The organism is Flavobacterium piscis, assembly GCF_031457575.1.
Taxonomy (GTDB): domain Bacteria; phylum Bacteroidota; class Bacteroidia; order Flavobacteriales; family Flavobacteriaceae; genus Flavobacterium; species Flavobacterium piscis_A.
In genome coordinates, this window is record NZ_JAVDWQ010000003.1 from 303440 (window position 1) to 323871 (window position 20432).

Below are 20432 nucleotides of genomic sequence, written 5' to 3' on the forward strand. Positions count from 1 at the left end.
AATTTAATTCGCTGATTTACTGTGAATTTGATTTACTAATACATCAATTTTTTTGATGTTTTCTTTCATTAAATCAAAATAGCTAATCAGTTCTTCATTATCCGTTCTTCCTTTTGAAGCATCAATAAGGGTTAGCATCGAGTTAACCGGAGATTTAATATCATAAGTAGTTTTATAAATAAAATCATTATACTCTTTCGTTGCTGATGCTGAACTGTATTTGGCTGATGCCAGTTTGATGTTCTCTAATTCATATTCTCCGGAAATTTTAGAAATATGATTTTCACTATGTTTCTTAAAATAATAAGACCAGTAACCATTCATAAAAAATACGATGGCAGCCAGTACAATATGTATAATTAGGGTTTCCAAATCAAAATTTACCTGCGAAAAGTATATTTGCAGCCCTTTTGGATTAGTAAAAACAAAGTTTTGTACATAAGCCAGTCCTACGTGGTGAATCACTACCAAAAGAGTAAGCGGAATTTGTAATTTCCAGTTTTGATAAATAATCAAAATTGTACTGGCAATAAATACCGTAAAATGCATTTCGAATAAACCATGCATCTGATAGATATATTGTGCCATAAAGATAGCGAGTACTACAGAAAGCACATATTGATAAAATTTAGAGTTTTTAAGGAAATATTTAGCTGAATAATAGATAATAAGATTGAGGCCCCCAACTCCGGCTCCAATTTCCCAGGTATCGTATTTAAAAGCTAATGCTATTCCGAGAAGAAAATAGACAACAAGGACATAATTAACAATCGTATCTGATTTTTGTGTCATTGTCGACATGAAATTGTGTAGATAATCCTGTTCGTTTAAACTCGCTTTTGTTTTCATAATGATGGTAATAAAAGGTTAGATTTAGGTTTATTTAGTACATTTAGGTAATGAACAGCCATAAGCTTTCAGGGCCAGGGCATCAAATGAAGGCTTGTTGTTTTGATGAAGCAATGAGTCAATTGCCATCTGTGCATAATTGCTGTCAGCATTGGTACAATATCTGGTTTTGTTATAATTACCGCGATAATATAAATTTTGTGATGCGTCAAGAAGTACAGCCTGAGGAGTAGAAAATACACCACATTCTGCGGCTATGTCCCCATTAAAAAATACTGGGACTTTTGCATTGAATTTATTTTGAATTTCTTCTGTGGTAAAATCCTTATTTTTATTAAGTACAACGACCTTGAAATTGATTTTGTCGCCATATTTTTTTATTAATCCGCTTACATGAGGAACATTAAAGCGAGAACAAGGGCAGTCGGGATTAAAGAAATGAATAAATGTAGGTTTGTTTAATGCTGATACAACATCTTTTCCTAAATTAATTCGGGTTCCTGTCGCAATATCATGATGATTTTCAGGGATCGGGGTTGGTAAACTATACTGGAATTCATTTTGCCAAAACAAGACAAATATGATGCCTAAGAGAAACGAAATCCACAAGCTAAGGAGTATTTTTTTTAACATAAGCAGGCTAGGTTTTTTTAAGAAATAACAGCTATGACTGTTAATTGGTTTTAAAAAAGTAACTGTTAACTATTAAAATTGAGATTGTATTTTTAGGCTTAAAAACAGAGTTTGTTAAGTTTTAATTAATATTTATGTTAAAAGGATTGTTTTGTTTTAGTCAGATCAATATTACGAATTAAATCGATAAACTGCAAAATAAACCGATAAAAAGCATGAAAAAAATATTAGTGAGAAAATTTTAAGCCCAAAATCTCTTTAGTTTCAGTACGTGAGAGAAATTTTGAAGAGTTTAAAATGAGAAACAAAACCAAATTGATTTGGTAAAGTTAGAAATCGCCCAAAAAGGCAAAATCAGGAGATATTTTTGGTGGTAAGCAGCGTTTTGTGACAAGGAGAAATTACTTGTACAGATTCAAACTATCCCTGATTATAATCAAAAACACTATCCCATAATTGATCAATTTGAATAAGTGCTTTTTCTAACGGAATAACTTCCCATTTTCCATTCGTTTCTATACCAAGACCAATGTTTTTTAATTTCAGTAAAGCATCAGTTACATCAAAATCAAGATCAGTATGCAGGACTGTTTTAAACCACGTTTCAATTTGATTATCCAGTTCTGAAGCCATTAAAGGATTTGGGCTTTTATGTAAAAAGGAATATGCCAGAATGGTTTCTTTCAGGATTTCTTCTTCGGATGAATTCAGTAAAGAATAGAACGCACCGCTGTTGTTTCCCAGATTCTTAAAGTACAGGCTGTCCGAAAGCATTTTTGAATATTTGATTTTCTTATTCACAAAAGCACTGTATTGCCGAAAAAGATAAGCAGCTAATATTCCCAAAGCAATCAAACCCTGATTAAGAGAGGTTTTGCTGTTTAATAAGTCGATAGTTTCACCTGATTGATAGGCAGCATACATGGCAATTAAGGCAGGAATTACCTGTGTGCTAAGTAATGAGACCCCTCCAAAAATTCCCGGAACCCAAAACAATAGTTTATCTGTTGTAGACATTCTCGGAATTGCATTTGGGAATATCGTTTCGAGATCGTTTTTAGGAACACGTTTAAATATTTTTAAAATGACAGTTCCCGGTTCAACAGGCATTTTTCCTAATTTGACTTTCTTTTCTTTCAGATAACCGGCTTCATTATAATTCAGGTAAATCATGACGCGATCATAATAGTCGATCTCAATTTCCTTCTTCCAAAAAAAATATTTACTTACTTTTTCTTTTGCTTTATGATGACCGCGAACATATAATTCATAGTTTTTAAAAGCATTGAAATCTATGGAAAGATTTAAACCTATCAGATCTGAATTTCTAAAAGCTTTTTCTAAAGTTTCCTCATCCACACGGCGATAATTCCCATACTCCAAAACTTTATGAAGTGTTTCTCTGAAAGTTAAAAAATCACTTTTGCCCCTAAAACTTTTCCTTTCTTCCGGACTTAAATCAGGATCAAACGAAGCATAGTTTTGTTTCAGGTTGCGGTTAAGATTAAAAGCTTCATAATGATAATAATGTTCAATAATATCGAATAATCTTTTAAAATCATCAACCTTTTGTTGGTCTTCTGCAAAAGGAGCGATTTGTTGTTCGAGTAAGAATTCCTTATTAAAGGGAATATGATGTTCTCGTGTCATATTGATTTCGTGTTCTTTAATTTATTTGGGATTTCTAAAACACAAAAATACCACCCGAAATTTAATTTTAGGGTGGTATAGCTATTAAAGTTTAGTTATTGTTTTGGCAAATGTTTTTTATTGGCGAAGCTTTTTAAGCGGTTTGGATTGTTTATGACTTAATTATTCTAAAACGTCCGGGATATTTAAGCCATAGACTTTTTTTGTTGCCATAATAGTCCATAAAATCTTCACAAACAAAGACGGCATGCTCTGCTGACCAGGCGACAACCCCACAAAATTCATTTCCTTCCTGTCTCTTTAACTTTAAAATTTGTTTGCCTTTTTCGAATCCTAAATATTTATAAATTGTTGGGGTGTATACTCCGCCATCTTCTAAATCCGCTAATGCTTTTTCAAAAGTTTCCTCCCTGTCAATAATTTGTCTGTATTTTGCCATTACTGCGTACGTCAATATAGCGTATTCTGTTATTCTTTCGCTCTCACAATTATCTTTGATGTATACAAAATCAGCAGAAAATCTGGCTTTATCTATTTCATCTTTTTTTAAATTAAATGAGGCATTATTTTTCAATGTTATTTTATATAAATTGCCATTTATTTCTTCAGTTACAAAAAGATTGTCTAATCCATAAACATTCAATGAAGCCTTAATAAAAGCAATGGATGAACAGTTGGTACGTTCTCCTTGTTTAAAACTTTCAAATATTTGATCTGAACTCAATTGTGAGTAAGAAGTGGAACAAGCAAACATGAAAAATAAAAATGTTGAAGTAATAGATTTCATTGTCTTTGGGATTTTATAATTGTTTTCCAGTAATTTTTATAATATACGGACTTTGCAAATCTATAAAAATCAACTAATAATTGGCGTTTTTATTTCTTAACTTTTTTTCAAATTTATAAACGATACTTTAAATTGAAGCCTTTTAAAGGATAACGATTTATAAGAACATTAAAAAAGTGCAAAAGGCAGGAGACATTTGTAGCTTTTTTATTAGAATTCTTAAAGCAGTAGAAGTTTTTTATAGAAAGATCCTTTGATTTATGGATTACAAACAAGAAAAATATAACGGTTTTCCCATAAAAAAACCTCTTGAAATTTTACTTTTAACAGGTTCTGTTTCAGTTTTGTTTAATTTTTTAAGAAAGTTTTTCAGCCTTTATTGGTCTCAGCTATAGTTTAAAGTTATGCACTTTTCTTTTGCTTCTAAAAAAATTTAGCCACAAATTTTTACCAGTTAATTAGTGCCAATTCGTGTAATTTGTGGCTAATAAATAGTGTTGTTTCAATATTCATAGCGTTTGTTTCATCGTTATGGGCATGGATTGAAAATTCTCACGATCGGGATTTTATTGTTTTTTTTAGAGATTTGAATTTGGTTTTTCCCTGATGCCAAACTATTCACAATAAAAGCACGATTCTGGGATCGGCCATTTCTATTAGCCTACCTTACCAAAAAAAGAATGGCAATAGAACATAAGGTTCGGCTGGTTGAAGCATTGTTTGACCGCCTCGAAATTGAAATTGCAGCTTTTAAAACAGAGACACATTTGTTTTGTAATGCAGGTTGTGGCAAATGCTGTTCGACGCCCAATATCGATGTTTCGCCTTTAGAATTCTTACCTTGGGCATTCCATTTGTTTTTGAATGGCAAAGCAGAAGAAACCTTAGCCCAATTAAGCAATATTTCGACAAAAAACTGTTTTTTATACCGTCCGCTTTCTGTTTTGGAAAATCGTAAAGGAAGTTGCAGCAATTACCGTTATCGCGGATTAATTTGCCGCCTTTTTGGTTACGGTGCAACAAACGACAAATACGGAAAACTACGATTGGCGACCTGCAAAATCATAAAGGAAGAACAACAGGAAAATTTTATAAAAGCTGAACAAGCCATTAATAACAGACAACAAGTACCTGTTTTTACTGATTATTACATGCGTCTTGCTCAAATTGATCTTCGAATGGGAGTTAGCGTACTGCCTATAAATGAAGCGTTAAAAATAGCAATTGAAGAAGTCCTGCATTATTATGCTTACAGGCCATTTCCGGATGGGTTGGAGAATATTGCTTGAACCTAAATAAAGAAAATTTTTACAGGAAGAAAATAAAAAATTACGCAAAGTCAGGAGAAGTTTACCGGCGGTTTCGATGAATCACTTCACTTATAGCTGTAGGTAAAATTTATTCATCTTTTACAAATTTACTTCCAATTCCATCAGGGTTGTTGTCAGAAATACTCATGTTATTTGTCTCGTAAACCTTAATTATTCCGTTGATTACAATGCTTTTGGATTGTACATTTTCAGTTTCAGTGCATTGTATGAATCTTTCCATTTCTCCGGAATAAATAGATTTTTTAAACACTAATTCATATTTGCCGGTTGTAACTTCATTTCCATTTTGAGTTATGGAGTATGTATAATTTTTCATTAAACTCAATTGCAAAGTATTTCCGGTAGAAGCGGGTGTTTTATGAATATTGGCTGCAATTCCGCCATCTGTGCTTACCCAATTCCATTTTCCGGTTAAATCAGAATTCGTAATTTCGTTTTGGCCATCAGCACTACAGGAAATAAAGCCAATTGCCAGAATGAAGATTATAACTATTTTTTTCATAACTATTTTTTCTTTAATAGATGATAGGGTATGAAATTGGTTGCGTTGGATTTAGGCTATGGGTTAATTTAAAATTCTGATTACTTTTTAACTTTGCATTTTTTTATCATTTATTTAAAGACAACATGATGTGCCATTTCTTTAAATTCAATCAAGTCTTGCTCAAAGTTTGAATAGGCTATGCCCTCTATGCCAATAGCCTGATTATTTTGGGTAAGTACAAGGAGATAAAGCAGTGCTTTCTGGCCTTTCATAAAACCAGATACTTCAATTTCATAAGCATCAAAACCATTTACCGGGGAAGTTTGAATGTTTTTTTGCTCGATTACTACAAAACCGTTCTGAGTTAAACCAGTAATAAGACTTTCTGCTATTTTATCTTTTGTTAAAGTAGTATTGTCTGAAGGAAGAGGGGTAATCATAATCATAGACTCTTCTTTATAGGAATCTTTTACAACACCACCTTTTGAATAGAGAAACATATTTGCAGAGGCTTTAGCAAATTTAAATACAGATTTATTTTTTTCGACTTTAAAATACGCTAAGTCCAAATAATCAACTTTCATTTGTTTTTTGTATTGAATAGCTAAAAGTGCTTTTTTGACTTGTTCGATCACAGCTTCGTCGTTTGCGGGTAAAACTGCCATAGCCATATCGCAAAATGTTGAATCTCCAAAAACAAGCGATATCATTTTTTGACCTGGCTGACCCTGTACATAAGCATATTTAGCAGGATACCCGTCTATTTTTAATTCTTGGTAATCAAATACTTTTATTCCTCTATCCTCAAAAGCTCTTTTTGAAAAAGTGGCAGCATTACTATAAAAACTACCACCAACCATGTCTGATATCTGGATCATGGCGGTACTGCCTTTTTCAAGACCAATAAAACTTTTTGATAATTTAAAACCACCAGGAACTTCGATGAAGACTTTGGTTCCTTTGATATTTATTTTTTCAGTTTGTTGTGCACAAGAAAATAAAGTGCCAGTAAGAAGAAGTAAAATGTAGGTTTTGGTCATAAAATTTTCACTAAAGTTAAGTTGTAAATGTATGAAAAGATTTTTTTGTGATAGAACAAATCTAGTTTAGTATTTTATTTACTGTGTTACCATTTTAATAGCAAATGATTTAAAGTCAGGAGACTTTTATCAGGTTTATGATTTATAACGATATTACAAAAAAATACGCGAAGTCGGAGACATTCGCGTAGCGGTTTTTGATGAACACTTCGTAGAGCCTTTAGATTTGCAGAATGAGTATGTTTTGCAACACAAATTTCGTCAACCCTTTTTAATATACAAATAAGTTTAAATCACTTCAATGTTATTGTTTTAGGCTTAAAAAGGATAATTACACAGATATATATTTGTTTTTTATCATTGGAGGTAGTAATACTTTCATACAACTTTGTCCTATTGTAGTTGGATCCCAATAACATTTATGCATTTTTACGATACTTAATGATAAAAAAGTAATGGGATTCATTGCTTTGTCGGACGTAATTTCATAATTGATGTTTTCAGGCAAGAGGTAAACATTTTTGATACCAAATTCTGCTTCACCTCGGTTATCATCACATCTATAGTTTGTTGCAAAAACATCGGATACGGAATATATATTTATCCATTTTAGAGAGTCTTTCATTATTTCACATCTTCTATTATAAAAAGATGGATAATAAGCATTAATAAATTCAAAAGGATTTCCTGTAGTTATGAGTAGTTTAGTTAAGTTTTGGATATTATCAGAAGGAGGTATTTCGGCTATTGGAAAGAGAGCATCTATAGCCAGAATGCTCCCAAAGCTATAAGTGTGAAAATGTATTTCTGGATTAGTCTCATTTTCGGCAATGTATTCTATTAAAAGATCAAGGTTTCCCAATAAAATTTGACTTTGTTCGCCATTATTAATGTAGGCATCGACACAAGCAAATTCGGTAGATAAAGAAGTAATTATGGTTTTGGACTGGGGTATGAGAACCAAAAGCAGCGTGGTAATTGGTAATGTGATTTCTCCCAATGCTCTAATGTTTTCGATATAATGATTTATATTTTCAGATATTATTTTAGAGTAACGATCTATAAAATCTTTAAAAGATTCTTTTGCTATTGGCTTGTTGGGTAATGTTGTTTTATTGGTTGTTGCTGTTTTATTGTGTGATATTGTTTTATTGTGTGATATTGTTTTGTGGATATTTTCCTTTTTTTCAACAGTTAATATACTAACTGCTGAAGGAACTAAAAAAAGAACAGATAAGGATATTAGAAAAATGATAAAGAATGCATAAAAAGTTTGATAAGGCCTGTCAAATCCATTACTATTAACCATTCTTAGTATAATCTGCGGTATTTTTTTTATCACCAGTACAGAAAGAATTAGAGTTTTAAAAAGAATATTATATTGATTAAATTTATCTGTTAATATTTTATGATACTGAAAATCAAATATCTTATAAATGGTTTCTTCTGTATTTGTTTTTTTATCTTTTTTAACGATACTAACTACTGTGCTTTCTTTTTCAGGGCGATATAATATTTTTTTTGTCTCAATTAAATATTCAAAGCCAGTTGTCTTAAAGCTCAATTCATTTTTAAGCCTTTCGCTATATTTTTCTACGGTTTCATTATCAATAGATTGCCCGAGACCTGTAATGTATATTCCTATTTTAGTTGTCATAATAGTTGTAGTTGATTATAAATTGATAGTTGTAATGGTTTAGGTTTATCTATTATTGAGCTTCCCACCCTTTACTGTCTTTTTTGTTAATTCCCCATCTTATTCCTAAAAGCGAAACTAAATCTTTTGATGAATTTGAAGTGAAATTTTTTCCAAAACCACCTGTTAGATAATAATTAGAGTTAATCTTATATTGTACTATTCCAACAGATCTATAGTCTTTTCCATTACCATTTCTTTTGATATATTCATAACCAAATGAAATAGCATCGATGTCGATTTGTATTTTACAGCCATAATCAAAATATTCAATTTGATCTGAAAAACTTGAAGTTAAATTGTTGTAAACAGAATTGTCTTTTATGTATCTGATAAAGCCATAAAGATTAAGATAATTATTTTCCACTTTTGGAGAAAAAGTAAGAGTACTCCAAACACCAACTCTATCCTGTTGGTTGTTTCCATGAGTATTGTCCGAATATAAAGTGCTGTAGGCCGCTGCAAAATCAAGTGTTAATAATGGCTTTTTTAATATTTCGGCGAAATCATCTGCATTTTTTTTCGATTCAGTTGGTAAAGAGTCTAATACTTTAATGTATTGACTATCATATTCTAAGGAAGATTGATTTAAATTTGGAAATTTTTTTGCCATTATTGATTTTGCTTCGGCTTCCAATTGTTCAGTTGTTTTTCTAATTGATAGGTAAGCTGCTTTTATGTTTTCTGGCTTTGATCGAAAAACTGTTAAAATATTCACATTAAATCCTGCTGCTAAATTTGTTGTACTGTCAGTTTGATTTACTACAGCTGAAACATTAGGTCTTAAAAGTTTGTTTATGGTAGCTTGTTTAAGATCATTAATGTTTTTTCCAAGACCGTAATATTCCAAACCATTAAGTTTTCCTTTATTTAGGCTAAAGTCAAGTGAGATATTTGATAAATTTTCAGTATTTATATTGAAATCTTTACAGTCGGTATTTGAAGTAATTATTGCAGCAGTATTATCAAGTAGTGATAAAGCTGTAGAGTTCAGGATTTGAACACTTTTTAAGTCAACTGATTTGGCAGTGTTTTGAGAGAAACAAATTTGGATAAGTACGAAAAAGAGTAGAGTAAATGTTTTTTTCATATTAAGTCAATTAAAGCTTTAAAATAAATAAGTTCTTTACTTTTAATAATAGCCGGTCCAAAATCATATGTTGTAAATGATTGACTTCCCCCATTGGAATCTTCTAAGTAATATGTGAAAATCAATTTTTTTGCCTTTTCCATAATTACATCACCTGAAAGTGTATTTAATGATTTGTAACTAATATAAGTTTCAAAGATTAAAAGACCCTCGTTATGTTTGAACCATTGAGTTAAAGGAATAGATGCATCAGTGAGATGCATCGGTGTTGTAAATATTGAAGCCTGGGGATTTATTCCATTTTGTAAATCTAGGAATACTTTTGTGTATAATGGTATAAAACCCAAATTGTTTGACAAATCAAAATGGATTCTTATATCATCGCAATTATTAGTATTATAAGTTTTCATAATTTATAAAATTTAAAATTTGATCAAATTTCTTAGTTTTTAGCTTTTCTGTATTTTTTTTCATCTGTTTAGCCTACAAATCTGCCCCAAAGAGCATCGGCTCTATTGAATACATTTGGTGCTGTTTCTTCTATGGAATAGCCAAGTTTCGATTGGTTTCCAGAACTGCAATGAATAACTTTGCTCATTACTCCATTATGCACTTCGCTAACAATACCTACATGACCTATTTTTGGACCATTTCCATAAACCACTATGCATCCGGGTTCTGGACTGGTAAGGCGTTCAAATATTCCGCTAGTGCTGTTTATGTCATCCTCCATTGAGTCCGTATAAATCCATCCACCATGCTTTGCATAAAATGGAATGGTGGTTTTTCTGTTTAAGCCCAATACCCAACATACAAACCCGCTGCAATCGCAAAGTTTATTACGTGTCGGTAAATTATCTTCGGGATGATTACCTCCTTCACCTAACTTATAATTAATTCCATGGTTAATAGCTGATTTTGCTCTGCTTAAAATAGCTTCGACTCCTTTGCTGAAATTGAATTCAGCACCAGCGGGCACATCCTGAATATTAGGTATCACTATAATTTGTCCTATATGTATAAAATCTATATTCTTTATTTGTGGGTTAACACTCAATAGAAGTTTAAGACTGATCTTATTTTTCTGTGCGATTTTTGAAAGGGTATCACCTGATTTGATATTGTATTTCATGATTTATTTGTTTTTTTGAGTTGATTTCAATCTCTTTGATTTTTTATTAATAGTTTATGAATAAAAACTGACCTTGTTTTTTTTTTTAATTATTGAACTTTAATATTTTTCTATAATTTAATTGCTTTCTTTCCCTCTTTTCGGCTTACGAGGGTTTATTCATTCCTAAATCTTTACAAATTCACCGCTGCCAGCATCATACTTCATAGAAAACTTACCTAAATCGGTTAGCTTTTTTATTGTACTTCGTACAGTATTTATTCTGGTTTGATAATTTGTGTTGCCTATTGTACATAAGTTAGAAAAGGCTTTGTCATAATTACCATTGGTGTTAAGAGCTAGTGCAATACGGTCACTTTTAGCTCTTCCCTGGTGTCGAATATCACAAACCATTTGGCATACATTTGCCGGTACATTATTTAATCCATATCGTTTATGATAGGATTTCATGTTTTCTTTGTACATCTCAATTGCGGTTGCAACTTGTGTTTTTCTGTGATTGGCATCATTTGTAGCCCAGTGAACAAATCTTGCAGCACATATTAATTCTTGATTTTCTATATCATTTAGTGTGGGGTTGAGATAATCCATCAGAGCCTGTGAACTGGAATCATTCTCTAAAGGGGAAAGTATCCCATTGGAAGATTTATAAAAAATCCTGTTATTCGATAAAACTAATTTTGGGAAGTATTCGGATGCATTGGGTAATTGTAAAAGCTTTTTGAAAAATTTTACAAAATCACCATTTGGGACATGTGCTGCATACTGCATAAAACTAAAAGTAAACTGTGCTCTGTCATACGTATTTAAACATTTGAAAGAGCCTGAACTTTCTGCCAAAGCTGTAGGATAAATAAAATAAGCCCAAAAGCCATATTCTGTAGTATAATCTTCTGGTTTGTAAATTATTCCGGCAGTAACTGAGGTGTTGAATAATCCAACATTTCCATCATATCTGGTTTTACTGCCAATAGTAAATTTTGTTTCAGTTGAATTAATGCGTTGAGCATTAAAAACTGTCCTTCCATTAGGAGTTACAGCACTTGTAATAGAAAAATCAATTGCCATAGTATCATGTTTTTAAAATTATTGTAAGGTTCTTTTTTTACTAATTTTAATCTACTGCTGGGTGAATTGGAGCGTATTTATATTTATAAAAGACTGATTTTTTATACTGCCTTTTCAATAAGATTATTTTTAAATGGTTTGACAATATTAACAATTATTTAAGAAACGACACTAAGTGTTTATACGGGTTTTTATTACAAAAAAGCAAAATAAAAAAATCCCAACCATTTAAAGTTGAGATTTTTATATATCATACTAACAGAATTCTACTTAAAAAAACTATCCAATAAAATCTGATATTTCCTTCCTATAGGGACAACCTCCCCATTTGACATAGTAAGATTTTTAAAAGTTACAGCAGTAATTTTAGCAACGTTTACAATAAAAGAACGATGCACTTGTATAAAGCTGCTGCAGTTAATTTCTGAGGTGATACTCGAAAGCGAACCGTAAATAATAACAGGCGATTTGAGTTTGGTACTGTAGAGTTTCATGTAATTACCCAGGCTTTCGATATAGATAATATCATGGAGTGGCATATCGGCCATTTGTCCGTTTGCGCGGTAGGAGAAGACTTTTGTGTTGGTGTTGGTTTCCTTCTTCAGGTTGTTTCCGGAGAAATAGGTTTTGGCTTTTTCTATGGCTTTGGCAAATTTTTCGAACGAAATGGGTTTCATCAAATAGTCAATCGCATCGTTTTGGTAAGCCGAAAGGGCATAATCAGAATAAGCCGTGGTGACAATCGTGAGTGGACGGTTGGGTTGGAGTTCCATTAATTCGACACCTGAAATTACGGGCATATTAATATCCAGAAAAATAATATCATAGCAGTTCTCATTGAGCATTTTTACAGCTTCCATGCCACTAAAGGCGCTTCCGGAATGTTCCAGTTCTTCAAATTTCGAGATATGCGAAGCAAGCGCTTTATGTGCCGGCGATTCGTCGTCTATGATAAGACAGCGGTAGGTAAGTGCCATATACTTAATTTTACAACAAACATATTTTTCTCTTTTTTACAACTCAAATCGTGTTTTAAACCGTAAACTTCCAGACGTCTTTTTAGGTTTTCAATTCCAATTCCGGTACTCGAAAGCCTTGATCCGGATTCCAGATAATTGTTTTTTAGGGTAAAAGTCAAATTTCGGCATTTTACTTTTAAATCCAGTATAATAAAAGGTTCAGCGGTTTCGGCAGAAAATTTCACTGCATTTTCTACCAAAGGTAAAAAGAACAAAGGCGGAATCTCGATTTCATCAAAAGCACCTTCAAAATTTTGGTTCACCGCAAGGCGTTCATTTCTAAACGTATAATATTCAATATATTTCTTTATGAAAGCAATTTCTTCTTCTACCAAAACATAATCTTTTTTGGTGGCTTCAATCTGGTAACGCAGCATGTCTGAAAGATTTAGAATTCTGTCCGGAACTTTATCCGGTTCTGAAAGAGACTCTCCGTAAAGATTGTTCATCGCATTCAGTAAAAAATGCGGATTCAGCTGCTGTTTTAAAAATGAAAGCTCCGACTTGAAATTCATGATGTCCTTATCCGTCTGCATCACTTTTTTGGTAATGACAATATGAATAAAATAGAAAAACATTCCGTTAATGATAAGCGATAATATTTGGAGCGTTTTGAGATTTCCTAATCCAACCAAAGGGAAAAACCAATTCATGAAATAGTAAAAAGCAGTCCAGTAAACGATAAGAAGCAGAAAAAACAGCTTAAACTTTTTCTTGAATAAAAACGGCCTGATGATGTACATATTAAAAACCGTGATCCAGATAATACAAGGAAAATAGCCAACGGCTATTTTTTTGAGGATATACGTCCATGTGTGTCCGTCAAGTTTTACTTCGTCATAAACACAGGCCAAAATAACCAGATATACAATGGCATTAACGATGAGGTTCCTGAGGAAAAAGTTTTGATAAATTTTGAGAATCTTCATAACGGCAAAATTAGGCTAATATTATAGTTTATAGTTATTTGGAGCATAAAAATTATACAAACGCCATTCGTATAAATCATACGCCACTGGTATAAAATTACTATTATAATAAGAACTTGTAAGTTACTTTTGAGCCGGGTTTTAATCACTATTAAAAAACGTATACCAGTTTATGAAATCAAAAATCATTTCGTTAATCGTTGTATTTACCTCTTTGCAGAACATAGCCCAGGAAAAAGAGCCAGCTGTTAAAACCTTTGGGAAAGCCATGGTCGACAAATTCCCAACAACCAGAACTTTTGATGTGCAATATGAAGCATTAGGACCATCCAATTATGATTCGGAATTATTTGGGAATAAATTTGAAAGAGGCCGAATTGAAAGCCACAGCCGATTGAAAGCCGCTTTTAATATGCCTTTTTACGCTTCAAAATCAAAAAAACTGGTAGTGACAAGTTCACTGCGCTATAAGTATGAGAGTTATAGTTTTGGAGATATTTACAATTATAACAGCACGCAAACCTATACCAGAGGAACTGAAGATTTTCATTATTGGGCGGGGGCTGTAAGCGCAACGTATATGTCAACTCTTTTTAAAAAACCGGTGATTTACAACGCTACAGTAAGTGTTGATGGAAATGAAGATGATTTACAGCGATTAAAAGGACTTGTGTCGGCAGTAATTGTGCTAAAAAGAACACCAAATACTACCATTACAGTTGGTGCTCTGGGATTGTTAGATCCGTCATCGATTGTTCCGGTAACCCCTGTTTTTACGCTGAACCATAAATTTAAAGATTCAAAATGGGATATGGATTTTATTTTACCGCAGCGCCTTTTATTTAGAAGGGAATTGTTAGAAAACGGAAGAATCTCTTTTGGAACAGAATTAAACTCAGAGAGTTTTTATCTCAATTTAGATTCGGCAACCTTAAAAGGCATTTACGAACTGAATCAGCTGGAATTGAAATCCGGTATTACTTACGAGTATAGTTTTACGCCAAAAATAATTGCATTTGTAAAAGGTGGCGTGAATCATGTTTTAAGCACACGTATTACCGAAAGGGGAGAACGGACCAACAAGTATGTGTATGACCATAAGGAGGATGCGCAGGGGTATTTGAGATTTGGAATTTCGTACAATCTTTTTAATCGAAAATAATAGTTCTTAAGTTTAACTTAAAATTAATAGTATGACAGTTGAAGTTTTTAAAACTAATGTTCAGAAAGAATGTGATAAGGATTATGTCATAAATGTTATTCAGGCTCAATTTCCGGATTATAAAATCAATTTTGATTTAGAAGATTGCGATAAGATATTAAGAATTGAAGGTGTGGAACTGAAGCCTGAAAATATTGTAAAATATGTTAATCATCTGGGATACATTTGTGTTCCGTTAGAATAAAGAATATGATCTATTTTATTATTTTGTGCTTAATGCTCGTACTGGAACAGTTATAGAGGCACAAGTTGTTGTTTTAAAGAAAAGGGTTGTTGATTTTAGGTACAGTGATTCATGAATTTTCGTTTACGTTAGGATTAAGATAATCAATAGTAGTATCGAATGGATAAATTTTGCAATTAAAATTATTTGATTTTTATAACTTTGCAAAATGAAACTAACAGAAACCCTAGAAGATTTTTACACGATAAAAATAAAAGGAATGCCCGAAAATCTTAAAAAAGAGATCGGACATTTTAATGTTTTTAAACTCGATGATTATGTTGGAAGTACTTGTAATCCATTACCTTATACCCGAAAGGACTTTTATAAAATAAGCTTAATCATTGGTAAAAATAAAGTGCATTACGCTGATAAAACCGTCAATATCGAAGATCAGGCTTTGTTTTTTGCAAACCCACAAATTCCTTATAGCTGGGAACATATTGATGAAAATCAGACCGGATTTTTCTGCATTTTTACAGATGCTTTTTTTAATCAGTTTGGAAATTTAAAAGAGTATCCCTTATTTCAACCCGGAGGAAATCCGATTGTGCCTGTTTCAAAAGAATTGGCCGAATCTTTGAAAACCGTTTATTTAAGAATGTTAGACGAAATCAATTCTGATTACACTTTTAAATATGATGTACTCCGGAACCTTGTTTTTGAGATTATTCACTTAGCGTTAAAAGCACAAACGATCACTGCTTCATTATACAGTAAATCAAACGCTACCATTAGGGTTTCATCTTTGTTCCTGGAATTACTGGAAAGACAGTTTCCGATTGAATCGATATCACAGCAAATTAATTTTCGTTCACCGTCTGAATTTGCAAGTCAGCTAAATGTGCATGTAAATCATTTAAATAAAGCTTTAAAAGACACCACCGGAAAAACGACTTCACAAATTATATCCGAAAGGATTGTTCAGGAAGCCATGATTCTGCTCAAGCAAACTACATGGAATATTAATGAAATTGCATGGTGTTTAGGTTTCGACGAATTGTCTCATTTCATCAATTTCTTTAAGAAAAATGTTCAGGTTTCACCTAAAACGTATCGTGTAACTGAAATTGTTTGATTTTTGTAACTTTTTGTTTGATTGCTTTAATTTTCAGAATTACTTCGCCGATACCTTTGTACCATATTAAATGTAAAAATTTAGAATCATGGAAAACAACAAAGTTTGGCTGATCACAGGTGCTTCAAAAGGACTTGGATTAGAATTAACAAAAAAATTATTGGCAGAAGGTAAAAAAGTAGCGGCAACATCAAGAAGCGAAGAAGCCTTAATTAAAGCATTGGGTAATCCGTCTGAAAACTTCCTTCCATTAGAAATGGATTTAGTAGACGAAAAAAGCGTAAAAAATGCAATAGAAGTAACAGTAAGTCATTTTAAGACCATTGATGTTTTGGTCAATAATGCAGGTTATGGTTTATTAGGGGCATTAGAAGAATTAACAGATGCCGAATCCAGAAAAAATTATGAGGTAAATGTTTTTGGATTATTGAATGTGATCAGAAATACGATGCCTTATATGCGAGCTAACAAATCTGGGCACATATTCAATATTTCTTCTGTTGGAGGTTATTATGGAGAATTTCCGGGTTGGGGAGTTTATTGCTCAACAAAATTTGCCGTTGCAGGTTTAACAGAATCTTTGGCAGCAGAAGTAAAACCTTTCGGGATTCATGCTACAATTGTTTATCCGGGTTATTTCAGAACCGATTTCTTAAAAGAGAGTTCTTTATTATTGCCACAGAGCCCAATTGCAGCTTATAAAGAAGTGAGGCAATCTGAAAATGCCCATAAAGAAGATATAAACCAAAATCAGCCTGGTGATCCTGAAAAATTAGCTGATGCTTTAATCAAAATGAGTACGGAAGAAAATCCTGCATTGCATTTATTTTTAGGTCAGGATGCTTACGATATGGCTAATAAAAAGATTGAAAGCGTTCAAAAAGAATTAGAACAATGGAAATCAGTTTCTGTTTCAACTGGTTTTTAATAGGGTCTCAAATTTAATAATAAAAGTTCGTCACGAATTACACAAAAAATTCCACAAATTTTTCAGCTGCATCAGGTAGAAATTAATTAGTGTTAATTTTCGTAATTCGTGGCGAAAACTTTTATAGTGCTTGTGTATTGCTAATTTTTCAACATATTTTCTACTTCACTCAATTTCCCATCTACTTCGTCAATTTGTAAACCTAGAATATGGGCAATTAATGGATAAACGGAAACGTTTTGAAACGATTTTACTTCTTTATCAACTTTAAAAGCAGGGCCTTTTGCATAAAAAATAGCCTGCATGTCTTTTTCTTTGTTGTCATAACCGTGCGTTCCGCCTTTTATATGTTGCGTTTTGTTATTCACTAAACTATATCCTTTTTTGGCTTCAATAACAAAATCATGCACACGCGGATTATTCCCGTAATGCAATCTTTTTGGGACTTCATTTGATCTCCAGAATTTAATGTGTGGCACTTTTTTTAAGGCGTTTGCAATAGAATCCTGAAATCCCGGTTTTGACTGTAAACTCATAATTGGGTTAATGACTGCCTTATAACCTAGCCATTCTGGTTTTAGATAATCTAAAATGGCTACTTTTTTATCATTGCTGATATCTGTCATTCCGTGATCAGAAACAATAATTAAGTTAATTTGTTTTCCGATGGCTAACTGATTCAGTTTAGCAGATAAGTGTCCCATAACCGAATCCATTTTGTGAACCATTTTTTTATTTTCAGGAGAAAGTGGGCCAAAATTATGTCCCGTATGATCAGGTTCGTCAAAATATAAAGTAATTAAATGAGGACGTTCTTTTTCAGGAAGCTGCAGCCATTTTATGACCGTATCGATTCTGGTTTCATATGGGATTTTACCATCGTATTTTTTGTAATATGTTGGTCTTTTTTGATCGGTATCAGATCCTGGCCAGAAAAAAGAAGCTGTTTTTACACCTTGCTGCTCAGCCACATTCCAAATCGGATTTCCACCATAAAATCTCGAATCATTTTTAGCGTTCGTTGATAAAGCAAAAGATTCGTTTAAAGCAGCATCATAAAAAACGTTATTGATAATGCCGTGATGATCCGGATATAGGCCGGTAACTATAGAATAATGATTAGGGAAAGTTTTGCTCGGATAAGAAGGCTGCATCGATCTGGCATGAACACCTTCTTTTGCAATTTGATTCATATTCTTAAGTTTAAAATGTTTGGCATAATCCCAACGAAACCCATCCATAGAAACTAAAACGACGTAAGCGTTTTTCTCAGATTGAGAATGTAAAAGAGATGATGTAAGCAGGCAGAAAGTAACAGATAAAAGTTGAATAGTAAGTTTTCTCATTTTGCAATTTTAATGTAGCTGCAAAGGTATTGATAAACGATTCTTTAATGAAAAAGAGTATGTTAAACTAAAGAAAAGTTTGCTGCGAATTAAGAAAATAGTTTGACACGAATTAGCACGAATTAGCACGAATTAATTTTAATGATTCCGAATAAAAAATTAGCGAAAATTTGTAGAAAAAAAACCGCCAGATAGAATTTTCTATCTGGCGGTCTATAATGTAAGAAGTAAAGAACGATTACATCATTCCTGGCATACCGCCACCCATTGGCATACCGCCAGCGCTTTCTTCTTTAATATCAATTAATGCACATTCTGTAGTTAAGATCATTCCCGCAACAGACGCAGCATTTTCTAACGCTACACGAGTTACTTTTTTAGGATCAATAATACCAGCCTTAAGCATGTCTACATATTCGTCAGTTTTGGCATTGTATCCAAAATCACCAGAACCTTCACCTACTTTAGCAACAACTACAGAACCTTCAAGACCTGCATTTTCAACAATAGTTCTTAATGGAGATTCAATAGCACGGGCTACAATCTGAATTCCGGTTGCTTCGTCAGCATTGTCAGCTTTAATATCGGCTAATGCAGCTTTTGCTCTTAACAAAGCAACACCACCACCAGCAACAATTCCTTCTTCAACAGCAGCACGGGTTGCGTGTAAAGCATCGTCAACTCTGTCTTTTTTCTCTTTCATCTCAACTTCAGAAGCTGCACCAACATAAAGAACAGCAACACCACCGGCTAATTTAGCCAAACGCTCCTGCAATTTTTCTTTATCATAATCAGATGTAGTAGTTTCCATCTGACCTTTAATTTGGTTTACTCTGTTTTTGATGATATCAGCTTCACCGGCACCACTTACAATTGTAGTGTTATCTTTATCGATAGAAACTCTTTTTGCAGTTCCTAACATTTCGATAGTAGTGTTTTCTAAAGTATAACCTCTCTCTTCAGAGATTACAGTTCCGCCAGTTAAAATAGCGATATCTTCTAACATTGCTTTTCTTCTGTCTCCAAAACCAGGAGCTTTCACAGCTGCAATTTTAAGGGCACCTCTTAATTTGTTTACTACAAGAGTTGATAAAGCTTCTCCGTCAACATCTTCAGCAATAATCAATAATGGTTTTCCAGATTGGGCAACTGGCTCTAAAACCGGTAGTAATTCTTTTAAAGAAGATACTTTTTTGTCGTATAATAAGATATATGGACTGTCAAGTTCAACTTCCATTTTCTCAGGGTTTGTTACGAAGTAAGGAGAAAGATATCCTCTGTCAAATTGCATTCCTTCAACAACATCCACAAAAGTGTCAGTTCCTTTAGCCTCTTCAACAGTAATAACACCTTCTTTACCCACTTTTGCAAAAGCAGTAGCGATTAGTTCCCCAATCACTTCGTCGTTATTTGCAGAGATAGAAGCAATTTGTTTGATTTTATCAGAATCACTTCCAACTACTTTAGCTTGTTTTGCCAAGTCAGCAACGATAGCTTCAACAGCTTTATCGATACCACGTTTCAAATCCATTGGATTTGCACCTGCAGCAACGTTTTTTAAGCCTTCTTTTACGATTGCCTGAGCTAAAACTGTAGCAGTTGTAGTTCCGTCACCCGCTAAATCATTGGTTTTAGAAGCAACTTCTTTCACCATTTGAGCACCCATGTTTTCTAATGGGTCTTTTAATTCGATTTCTTTTGCAACAGAAACACCATCTTTAGTAACTGTTGGTCCACCAAATGATTTTCCGATAATTACGTTACGACCTTTTGGTCCAAGGGTTACTTTTACAGCATTTGCTAATGCATCAACACCACGTTTTAATCCGTCACGTGCTTCAATATCAAATTTTATATCTTTTGCCATTCTATTTTTGCTTTAGGCAGGAGGCATTAAGCTTTAGGCTTTTCCTACTGCGGAATTAAT

20 protein-coding genes are annotated in these 20432 nt (G+C 32.9%); 5 read left to right on the plus strand and 15 right to left on the minus strand.

Annotated features, from left to right (window positions below; all coding sequences use genetic code 11):
• Positions 1 to 3: 3 nt before the first annotated feature.
• From J2W48_RS06605 to J2W48_RS06620, 4 genes are all read right to left on the minus strand, one after another.
• A complete protein-coding gene (locus J2W48_RS06605) occupies positions 4 to 849 on the minus strand; it encodes a hypothetical protein (RefSeq protein WP_310279622.1) in 846 nt (281 codons plus the stop codon).
• Between the two features lie 30 nt (positions 850 to 879).
• Entirely contained in the window at positions 880 to 1482 is a 603-nt protein-coding gene (locus J2W48_RS06610; protein ID WP_310279624.1) for a TlpA family protein disulfide reductase, read from the minus strand.
• A gap of 420 nt (positions 1483 to 1902) precedes the next feature.
• Positions 1903 to 3132: a TMEM143 family protein gene (locus J2W48_RS06615; protein ID WP_310279626.1), complete on the minus strand. Its 1230-nt coding sequence runs from the start codon at positions 3130 to 3132 to the stop codon at positions 1903 to 1905.
• A gap of 151 nt (positions 3133 to 3283) precedes the next feature.
• Complete coding sequence (locus tag J2W48_RS06620) at positions 3284 to 3919, minus strand: hypothetical protein (protein WP_310279628.1); 636 nt, start codon at positions 3917 to 3919, stop codon at positions 3284 to 3286.
• Positions 3920 to 4599: 680 nt separating this feature from the next.
• On the opposite strand from J2W48_RS06620, the gene J2W48_RS06625 reads away from it, so the two are divergent.
• The gene (locus tag J2W48_RS06625) at positions 4600 to 5208 is read left to right on the plus strand and encodes a YkgJ family cysteine cluster protein (protein WP_310279630.1); all 609 of its coding nucleotides are present in this window, start codon (positions 4600 to 4602) and stop codon (positions 5206 to 5208) included.
• A gap of 109 nt (positions 5209 to 5317) precedes the next feature.
• Here the strand turns inward: J2W48_RS06625 and J2W48_RS06630 are convergent, their stop codons facing one another.
• The 9 genes from J2W48_RS06630 to J2W48_RS06670 all read right to left on the minus strand — a co-directional run bounded on the left by J2W48_RS06630 (position 5318) and on the right by J2W48_RS06670 (position 13708).
• Positions 5318 to 5752, minus strand: a complete 435-nt coding sequence (locus tag J2W48_RS06630; protein WP_310279632.1) for a hypothetical protein — start codon at positions 5750 to 5752, stop codon at positions 5318 to 5320.
• 110 nt (positions 5753 to 5862) lie between these two features.
• Positions 5863 to 6774 carry a hypothetical protein gene (locus tag J2W48_RS06635; protein WP_310279634.1) on the minus strand — a complete coding sequence of 304 codons (912 nt, stop codon included), beginning with the start codon at positions 6772 to 6774 and terminating at the stop codon, positions 5863 to 5865.
• A gap of 331 nt (positions 6775 to 7105) precedes the next feature.
• Entirely contained in the window at positions 7106 to 8431 is a 1326-nt protein-coding gene (locus tag J2W48_RS06640; RefSeq protein WP_310279636.1) for a hypothetical protein, read from the minus strand.
• 52 nt (positions 8432 to 8483) lie between these two features.
• On the minus strand, positions 8484 to 9560 hold the full coding sequence (locus J2W48_RS06645) for a hypothetical protein (protein WP_310279638.1): 1077 nt from the start codon (positions 9558 to 9560) through the stop codon (positions 8484 to 8486).
• A complete protein-coding gene (locus J2W48_RS06650) occupies positions 9557 to 9970 on the minus strand; it encodes a hypothetical protein (RefSeq protein ID WP_310279641.1) in 414 nt (137 codons plus the stop codon). Before J2W48_RS06650 ends, J2W48_RS06645 begins: the two co-directional genes overlap by 4 nt.
• A gap of 68 nt (positions 9971 to 10038) precedes the next feature.
• The gene (locus tag J2W48_RS06655) at positions 10039 to 10617 is read right to left on the minus strand and encodes a CHAP domain-containing protein (protein ID WP_409025167.1); all 579 of its coding nucleotides are present in this window, start codon (positions 10615 to 10617) and stop codon (positions 10039 to 10041) included.
• 240 nt (positions 10618 to 10857) lie between these two features.
• Positions 10858 to 11760, minus strand: coding sequence for a hypothetical protein (locus tag J2W48_RS06660; protein WP_310279645.1), 903 nt, complete (start codon positions 11758 to 11760; stop codon positions 10858 to 10860).
• A 266-nt stretch (positions 11761 to 12026) separates the two neighbouring features.
• Positions 12027 to 12737, minus strand: coding sequence for a LytR/AlgR family response regulator transcription factor (locus tag J2W48_RS06665; protein WP_310279647.1), 711 nt, complete (start codon positions 12735 to 12737; stop codon positions 12027 to 12029).
• Complete coding sequence (locus J2W48_RS06670) at positions 12707 to 13708, minus strand: sensor histidine kinase (protein ID WP_310279648.1); 1002 nt, start codon at positions 13706 to 13708, stop codon at positions 12707 to 12709. The genes J2W48_RS06665 and J2W48_RS06670 overlap by 31 nt, the downstream gene beginning before the upstream one ends.
• Positions 13709 to 13880: 172 nt before the next feature.
• Between J2W48_RS06670 and J2W48_RS06675 the strand changes: the two genes are divergently transcribed.
• From J2W48_RS06675 to J2W48_RS06690, 4 genes are all read left to right on the plus strand, one after another.
• Complete coding sequence (locus J2W48_RS06675) at positions 13881 to 14870, plus strand: DUF6268 family outer membrane beta-barrel protein (protein WP_310279650.1); 990 nt, start codon at positions 13881 to 13883, stop codon at positions 14868 to 14870.
• A 31-nt stretch (positions 14871 to 14901) separates the two neighbouring features.
• The gene (locus J2W48_RS06680; protein ID WP_310279652.1) at positions 14902 to 15114 is read left to right on the plus strand and encodes a hypothetical protein; all 213 of its coding nucleotides are present in this window, start codon (positions 14902 to 14904) and stop codon (positions 15112 to 15114) included.
• A 208-nt stretch (positions 15115 to 15322) separates the two neighbouring features.
• Positions 15323 to 16231: a helix-turn-helix domain-containing protein gene (locus J2W48_RS06685; RefSeq protein WP_310279653.1), complete on the plus strand. Its 909-nt coding sequence runs from the start codon at positions 15323 to 15325 to the stop codon at positions 16229 to 16231.
• 88 nt (positions 16232 to 16319) lie between these two features.
• Entirely contained in the window at positions 16320 to 17159 is an 840-nt protein-coding gene (locus tag J2W48_RS06690) for an SDR family NAD(P)-dependent oxidoreductase (RefSeq protein WP_310279655.1), read from the plus strand.
• 140 nt (positions 17160 to 17299) lie between these two features.
• Here the strand turns inward: J2W48_RS06690 and J2W48_RS06695 are convergent, their stop codons facing one another.
• Positions 17300 to 18505 carry an alkaline phosphatase family protein gene (locus J2W48_RS06695; protein WP_310279657.1) on the minus strand — a complete coding sequence of 402 codons (1206 nt, stop codon included), beginning with the start codon at positions 18503 to 18505 and terminating at the stop codon, positions 17300 to 17302.
• A gap of 238 nt (positions 18506 to 18743) precedes the next feature.
• Positions 18744 to 20372 carry a chaperonin GroEL gene (groL, locus tag J2W48_RS06700; protein WP_310279659.1) on the minus strand — a complete coding sequence of 543 codons (1629 nt, stop codon included), beginning with the start codon at positions 20370 to 20372 and terminating at the stop codon, positions 18744 to 18746.
• Positions 20373 to 20432 lie beyond the last annotated feature (60 nt).